Annotated in this window: 6 protein-coding genes; 3 read left to right on the top strand and 3 right to left on the bottom strand. The window is 62.8% G+C overall.

Annotated features, from left to right (window positions below):
• Together AC3WS7_RS14495 and AC3WS7_RS14490 are read right to left on the bottom strand one after the other, a co-directional pair.
• Positions 1-1,205 (bottom strand): methyl-accepting chemotaxis protein (locus AC3WS7_RS14495; protein WP_492656839.1); only part of this gene is annotated, 1,205 nt, incomplete at its 3' end.
• A 19-nt stretch (positions 1,206-1,224) separates the two neighbouring features.
• The gene (locus AC3WS7_RS14490; protein ID WP_492656838.1) at positions 1,225-1,734 is read right to left on the bottom strand and encodes a chemotaxis protein CheW; all 510 of its coding nucleotides are present in this window, start codon (positions 1,732-1,734) and stop codon (positions 1,225-1,227) included.
• Between the two features lie 134 nt (positions 1,735-1,868).
• Between AC3WS7_RS14490 and AC3WS7_RS14485 the strand changes: the two genes are divergently transcribed.
• Together AC3WS7_RS14485 and AC3WS7_RS14480 are read left to right on the top strand one after the other, a co-directional pair.
• On the top strand, positions 1,869-3,455 hold the full coding sequence (locus AC3WS7_RS14485) for a wax ester/triacylglycerol synthase family O-acyltransferase (protein ID WP_492656837.1): 1,587 nt from the start codon (positions 1,869-1,871) through the stop codon (positions 3,453-3,455).
• A 10-nt stretch (positions 3,456-3,465) separates the two neighbouring features.
• Positions 3,466-4,257: a lipase family alpha/beta hydrolase gene (locus tag AC3WS7_RS14480; protein ID WP_492656836.1), complete on the top strand. Its 792-nt coding sequence runs from the start codon at positions 3,466-3,468 to the stop codon at positions 4,255-4,257.
• A gap of 146 nt (positions 4,258-4,403) precedes the next feature.
• Here the strand turns inward: AC3WS7_RS14480 and ppa are convergent, their stop codons facing one another.
• Positions 4,404-4,940 (bottom strand): inorganic diphosphatase, encoded by a 537-nt coding sequence (ppa, locus tag AC3WS7_RS14475; protein WP_296465677.1) that lies wholly within the window; start codon positions 4,938-4,940, stop codon positions 4,404-4,406.
• A 245-nt stretch (positions 4,941-5,185) separates the two neighbouring features.
• On the opposite strand from ppa, the gene AC3WS7_RS14470 reads away from it, so the two are divergent.
• Positions 5,186-7,249, top strand: a complete 2,064-nt coding sequence (locus AC3WS7_RS14470) for a sodium-translocating pyrophosphatase (protein ID WP_296465675.1) — start codon at positions 5,186-5,188, stop codon at positions 7,247-7,249.
• Positions 7,250-7,368 lie beyond the last annotated feature (119 nt).

Raw genomic sequence — 7,368 nt, 5'->3', positions numbered from 1 at the left:
TTGACGGTGGAGCCCAGTTCTTCCATGCTGGCGGCGGTTTCTTCCAGCGCGCTGGCTTGTTGTTCGGTCCGTGCGCTGAGGTCGTGGTTGCCTTGCGCTATTTCGGCGCTGGCGGTGGCCACCCCATCAGCACTGGAGCGCACCTGACGCAGCACACCCTGGGTTTTCTCCACAAACTGGTTGAAGCCCGTGGCAATCGCGGCGAGCTCGTCATTGCCCTCCGTGGGGATGCGTTGCGTCAGGTCACCCTCCCCCGAGCCAATGTCCTGCATGGCATTGCGCAGCACCAGCAGCCGCCCCAGCAGCGTGCTCAGGATGCCACCAATCACCAGCACCGTCATCACCGCGATCGCCACGCTCCAGGCGGCAGCAGACCAGACCAAGGCCGTCACGCCACGCATGGCCTCTGCCCGGTTCAGCGCCACCAGCAGGATCCAGTTGCTGCCGGGAATCGGCTCGGCATAGACCAGGCGGTTTTCGCCACGGATGGTGACGTCCCGCAGTCCGGCCGCGCCGACCAGGGCTTCCAGACCGCCAGCGCCCAGGCTGGGGGCAATGTCGGTGATGGGCTTCATCGCCAACGCCGTGTCTTCATGCACCACGATCTTGCCGTCCTTGCCAACGATGAGGCCGTAGGTGCCTGGCGTGGGCCGGATGGAAGCCACATTGCGCACCACGCCGTCCATGAAGACGTCCAACGCCGTCACCGCGCTCACCTGCGCACCGTCCTTCACGGCCGAGGCAAAGGTGATCACCAGTTTTTTGGTGCCAGCGTCCAGATAGGGATCGGTCACCACCGGCCCAGACTCTTTGGCCGCCAGCTGGTACCAGGGTCGTGAAGTGGGGTCGTAGTCTGGCGGCAGCTCTTGCGGGCTGGAAAAGGCCGTGTGTTTGTCCGCAAATCCGATGTACGCGGTGTCCACATCGCCGGCAATCTTGGCCTGCTGCAGAAATTTGATGGGGTCTGCCTCGGGCACTGCCCCAGCGAACGAGACCACCACCTGCTTGCGCGCGCTGACCCAGTCCCCCACACCCGCCGCGTGCGAGCGCGACAAAGCCCGGGTCTGGCTGTCCAGCGACTCCAGCGCGTGGCTGCGCGCCGTATACACATTGGTTGCCGACAGAACCAGCAAACCGGCAGCCACCAGCAGGCCCACCGTTGCCACAATTTTCCCGCGCAGGGAGGTCAAGAAACCAAATGCCATTGTTTGTGCTCCAGTAAATTCAGCCCACCATCACCCCAATTTCGGCATTGCCCAGCAATGCCTCCATGTTCATCACCACCAGCATGCGCTCGCCCACATGGACCAGCCCCAGAATGAAACGTGCGTCCAGCGCCGAGTCGAACTGGGGCGCTGGCTTGATGGACTGGGCGCTGAACGTCACCACGTCCGACACACCATCGACCACAGCCCCGACGACCGCACCCTGCAGCTTGAGGATGATGACCACGGTGAAGTCGTTGTAGTCGACGCGCGGCAACTGCAGCTTGAGACGCAGATCCACGATGGGCACGATGACGCCGCGCAGGTTCACCACACCTTTCACAAAACTGGGGGAGTTGACCATGCTGATGGGCTGCTCATAAGAGCGAATCTCTTGCACCCGCATGATGTCAATGGCGTACTCCTCGGTACCCAGGCGCAGGGTCAGGTACTGCCTGGAATCGGCCTGGGCCGCAGCGCCATGGACATGGCTCTGGTCCAACATCGGTGCGTTTTGTGGCAGGTCCATGGGAGCTCCTGGTCAGGCTCGGCAAGCGAAATCCAACGCCTTGCAAATCATCATACACGCGCCCTTGCCCTTGGCAAACCCTAGCTGCCAGCCCCACAGCACGCTGCTACCCTGTCTGCAGGAGACCGATCACCATGCACACCCTGAGCGGCCTGGACGCCACATTTCTGTACCTAGAGACGCCGCAGACCCCCATGCACGTGGGCTCGTTCTGCCTCTACGAACTCCCCGCCACCCCGCGCTTCAGCCTGCACAAGGCCATCACCGCCCACATTGGCCAGCGCCTGCACCTGGCGGCGGTGTTCACGCGCAAGCTGGGCTTCATGCCGCTGGACCTGGGCCACCCGGTGTGGCTGCAAGCCGATGCGGTGGACCTGGGATTTCACATCCGCAAGATCAAGGGCCGCGCCCTGCCACTGGCGCAAGCCCAAGCCTTGGCGGCCGAGCTGCACAGCGACCTGATCGACCGCAGCCGCCCGCTGTGGGAGTTCCATGTGTTTGACCGCGTGTTGTGCCCGGACGGCACCGTATGTGGTGCGCTGTATTCCAAGATCCACCACGCCACGCTGGATGGCAAAAGCGGCACCATCCTGACCCAGGCCATGATGGACGTGGGCCCAACGCCGCGTGCGGTACCGCCGCCACACGAGAAACCGCGCAAGGCGCAAAGCCTGAAAGTCGGCCAGATGCTGGGGGCAGTGTTTTCCAACTCGCTGGCCCAGTACGTCAAGCTGGCCCGCGCCCTGCCCCAGGCCGTGCAGGCCCTGGGCAGCACCGTGGCGCGGCAAAGCCTGCAGGGCCAAGGCAGCGGCTTGCGCCCCAAGTCGCCCATCACGCTGGCTCCCATGACCGACTTCAACGTGGCCGTGGGCACGGCGCGCAGCTTTGGCACGGCCAGCATCGCGTTTGAAGACTGCCGCGCCATGGCGCAGGCCGCGGGCGGATCGTTCAACGACATCGTGTTGTGGATTTGCGCCACTGCGCTGCGCAGCTATCTGGCCCAGCACGGCAGCATTCCACGCAAGCCCCTGCTGGCCGCCATGCCGGTGAGCCTGCGCGAAGAGAGCAACACCGACTACAGCACCCAGGCTTCCATGACGGTGGTAGCGCTGGGGACACACCTGGCCCAGCCGCTCAAGCGGCTGCAGGCCATCATGGACTCCACCGCCAAGGTAAAAACCGCCATGGTCCAGCTCAAAGGCATGCTGCCCACCGACTACCCATCGCTCCTGGCGCCGTGGATTGTGGGCGGGGTGGCCAAGGCCGCGTTCAAGACCTACAGCGCCACCGGCCTCTCCCACCGCCTGCCCATGGTGGCCAATCTGGTCATCAGCAATGTGCCGGGGCCGCGCGTGCCGCTCTACCTGGCCGGCGCGCGCATGCGGACCTTCCACCCCATGTCCATCGTGGTGCACGGCATTGCGCTCAATATCACGGTACAGACCTACGCCGGCAGCGTGGACTTTGGCGTGATCGCCGACGCCCAAGCGGTGCCCCAGGTGCAGGACCTGACGGATGCGCTGGTGGCCGCCTTTGAAGAAGGCCGCGCGCTGCTGGGGCACGCCCAAGACCAAAAGAAACCAGCAAAGGCAGCCACAGTCACCAAGGCGACGAAAAAACAGAGAGCCCCGACTAAAGCCACAGCACCCCGGCGGGGCACCATGGCAAAAGCTGCTACTGTTAAAACCCCTCTAAAAAAGCGGCCCCCGAAAGCCGCCTGAACCCCGTCGTATGGCCAAAAAACGCGCATCCAAGAGCGACCACCACCCCGCCCCCAATGCCTGGCTGATGGCCTTGGAACTGCGCGCGCCCTGGGAGCTGTGGTCGGTGTTGCCCAGCTGGCCCGCACTGGCCAAGGCGCCAGTGGGCGACGGCCACCCGGTCATCGTGTTCCCCGGCCTGTCGGCGAGTGACGGCTCCACTGTGCCGCTGCGGGCTTACCTCAACAACCTGGGCTACGACATCTCTGGCTGGAACCAGGGCTATAACTTTGGACCCCGTGCAGGTGTGCTGGAAACCGCCAAACGCCAGGTGCAGGAAACCGCAGAGGCCAGCGGCGAGGCCGTAAGCCTGGTGGGCTGGAGCCTGGGCGGCGTGTACGCACGCGAGCTGGCCAAAGAGTTGCCCCAGCATGTGCGCAGCGTCATCACCCTGGGCACGCCCTTTGCAGGCTCCCACAAAAGCACCAATGCCTGGCGCCTGTACGAACTCACCAGTGGGCGCAGCATTGCGCAGGAGGTGGAAAACTTCGACCTGCCCGCCGCGCCGCCCGTGCCCACCACCTCCATCTACTCCCGCACCGACGGGGTGGTGGCCTGGCCCGCAAGCCTGCAAGCGCCCTGTAAAAACAACCCCCATACCGAAAACGTGGAAGTGTTTGCCAGCCACATCGGCCTGGGGCTGAACCCCAGCGCCTGGTGGGTGGTGGCCGACCGCCTGGCCCAGGTGCATGGTGCCTGGAAACCGTTTGAACGCGAAGGCCGCCTGCAGCAGTGGGTGTTTCCTGACCCCACAAGAGACTGAGGGTTATCGGACGCCCGCTATCCGCGGGCCAGAAACACCAAGAGCGCGACCCGTTGCGAGGTAGCGCTCTTTTTTTGATAGCTGCTCGCGCAGTATCTACAAGGGCTAGAGGCCTATTTGACCTCTAAACCCTGCCACGGGCCATGTTACGCCTGTTGCTTGTTGTAGTTGGCGATGCCGTCCATGATTTCCTTCTGGGCGGACTCTGGGCCCTCCCAGCCTTCCACCTTGACCCACTTGCCTTCTTCCAGGTCTTTGTAGTGTTCAAAGAAGTGGGCGATGGTCTTCAGGCGGAAGGGGTTCAGGTCTTCGGGCTTCTTCCACTGGCTGTACAGCGACAAGATCTTGTCCACGGGCACCGCCAGCACCTTGCCGTCTTCACCGGCTTCGTCGGTCATCTTCAAGATGCCGATGGCACGGCAGGGAACGACCACGCCGGGAATCAGCGGCACGGGGGTGATCACCAGCACGTCCACGGGGTCGCCATCACCCGCGATGGTTTTGGGCACATACCCGTAGTTGGTGGGGTAGTGCATGGCGGTGCTCATGAAGCGGTCCACAAAAATGGCACCCGAGTCCTTGTCCACCTCGTACTTCACCGGATCGGCGTTCATGGGGATTTCGATGATGACGTTGAATGCATCGGGGACTTTGCTGCCGGGGGTGACTTTGTCGAGGGACATGGATGTTCTCTTTATGTTGAAAGTGGGAAACGGGAAACCCTGGTGGGAAACCTAGGGATTAACCCGGATTTTACTGACTACACACTTTCGTTTTTCGCGTGCTGTCTTCAAAGCACGCTACATTCGGCCCGTTGGCCAATCATCTCCCCTTGCTTTGTAGGGTTGGAGCACTGAGGAAGCAACGCAGCGGGGGCCTCGCTAGCGTTGCTCCCATCTTTGCGAAACAACCATAGAGGAGTATTTCTATGACGGGCAACACAGCGCTGTTTCTGGCGCTTGGCTGTGGACTGATTGCCGTGGTGTACGGCGTTTGGGCACGCAGCTGGATCCTTTCCCAAGACGCCGGCAATGCGCGCATGCAAGAGATTGCAGCCGCCATCCAGACCGGTGCAGCGGCTTACCTCTCGCGGCAGTACAAGACCATCGCCATCGTCGGCGTGGTGCTGACCATCCTGATTGGCCTGTTTCTGGACGGTCTGAGCGCCGTGGGCTTTGTCGTGGGTGCGGTGCTCTCGGGGGCCTGCGGTTTTATCGGCATGAATGTGTCGGTGCGCGCCAACGTACGTACAGCACAAGCCGCCACCAAAGGCATCGGCCCGGCGCTGGATGTGGCCTTCCGCGGTGGCGCCATCACTGGCATGCTGGTGGTGGGTCTGGGTCTGCTGGGCGTGACCGGCTTTTACTGGTACCTGGTGCCGGACGGCACGGTGACGACCGCCAAGCTCAACCCTCTGATTGGTTTTGCCTTTGGCTCTTCGCTGATTTCCATCTTCGCCCGCCTGGGCGGTGGCATTTTCACCAAGGGCGCCGATGTGGGTGCCGACCTGGTGGGCAAAGTGGAGGCCGGCATTCCTGAAGATGACCCGCGCAACCCCGCCGTGATCGCTGACAACGTCGGCGACAACGTCGGCGACTGTGCCGGCATGGCCGCCGACCTGTTTGAAACCTATGCGGTGACCTTGATTGCTACTATGGTTTTGGGAGCACTCCTCGCAAGTTCTGCGGGGGCTACAGCCGTTTTATACCCCCTGGCGCTGGGTGCGGTGTCAATTGTGGCGTCCATCATCGGTTGCTTCTTCGTCAAGGCCTCGCCCGGCATGAAAAACGTGATGCCGGCGCTGTACAAGGGCCTGGCCATCGCCGGCGTGTTGTCGCTGATTGCGTTTTACTTTGTGACGCAAAGCATGTTTCCTGCATCCATTACCCTGACAGACGGCCATGTACTCAGCGCCAGCAGCCTGTTTGGTGCTTGCACCGTGGGTCTGGTGTTGACCGGCGCACTGGTCTGGATCACCGAGTACTACACCGGCACCCAGTACGCGCCGGTGCAACACATCGCCCAGGCCTCCACCACGGGCCACGGCACCAACATCATTGCCGGTTTGGGCGTGTCCATGCGTTCCACCGCCTGGCCGGTGTTGTTTGTCTGCATGGCGATTTACAGTGCCTACAGCCTGGGCGGCCTGTACGGCATCGCGATCGCTGCCACCTCCATGCTGAGCATGGCCGGTATCGTGGTGGCGTTGGATGCCTACGGCCCCATCACCGACAACGCCGGGGGTATTGCCGAAATGGCCGAGCTGCCCGCCAGCGTGCGCGACATCACCGACCCGCTGGACGCCGTGGGCAACACCACCAAGGCCGTGACCAAGGGTTATGCCATTGGCTCTGCCGGCCTGGCTGCGCTGGTGCTGTTTGCCGACTACACCCACAAGCTGGACGCGTTTGGCAAGCACATCACGTTTGACTTGAGCGACCCCATGGTCATCATTGGCCTCTTTATCGGCGGCCTGATCCCCTACCTGTTTGGCGCCATGGCCATGGAGGCCGTGGGCCGCGCCGCGGGCTCGGTGGTGGTGGAGGTGCGCCGCCAGTTCAAGGAAATCAAGGGCATCATGGACGGCACGGGCAAGCCCGAGTACGACACCGCGGTAGACATGCTGACCACGGCTGCCATCAAGGAAATGATGATCCCGTCGCTACTGCCCGTAGTAGTACCCATCGTGGTCGGCCTCGCCTTGGGCCCAGCGGCCTTGGGTGGCCTGTTGATGGGCACCATCGTGACCGGTCTGTTTGTGGCCATCTCCATGTGCACCGGCGGCGGTGCCTGGGACAACGCCAAGAAATACATTGAAGACGGCCACCACGGCGGCAAGGGCTCCGAGACCCACAAGGCAGCCGTGACGGGCGACACCGTGGGCGACCCCTACAAGGACACCGCCGGCCCCGCGGTCAACCCCTTGATCAAGATCATCAACATCGTGGCGCTGCTGATCGTGCCGCTGATGATGAAGCTGCATGGTGGCTAAAAGTACGCCGGCTTTGCCATGGCCCGCTTCGGCGGGCTTTTTTTTGGGTAGCGGACGGTGGTGGCTATGCGCTACCATGGCGCCATAGGCGTTACTTGCGCCCTTCTCTTAAAGCAAGC

The organism is Rhodoferax sp. EU05-FHT12H12 (genome assembly GCF_058791215.1).
This window is presented reverse-complemented; position numbering and strand designations above follow the sequence as displayed.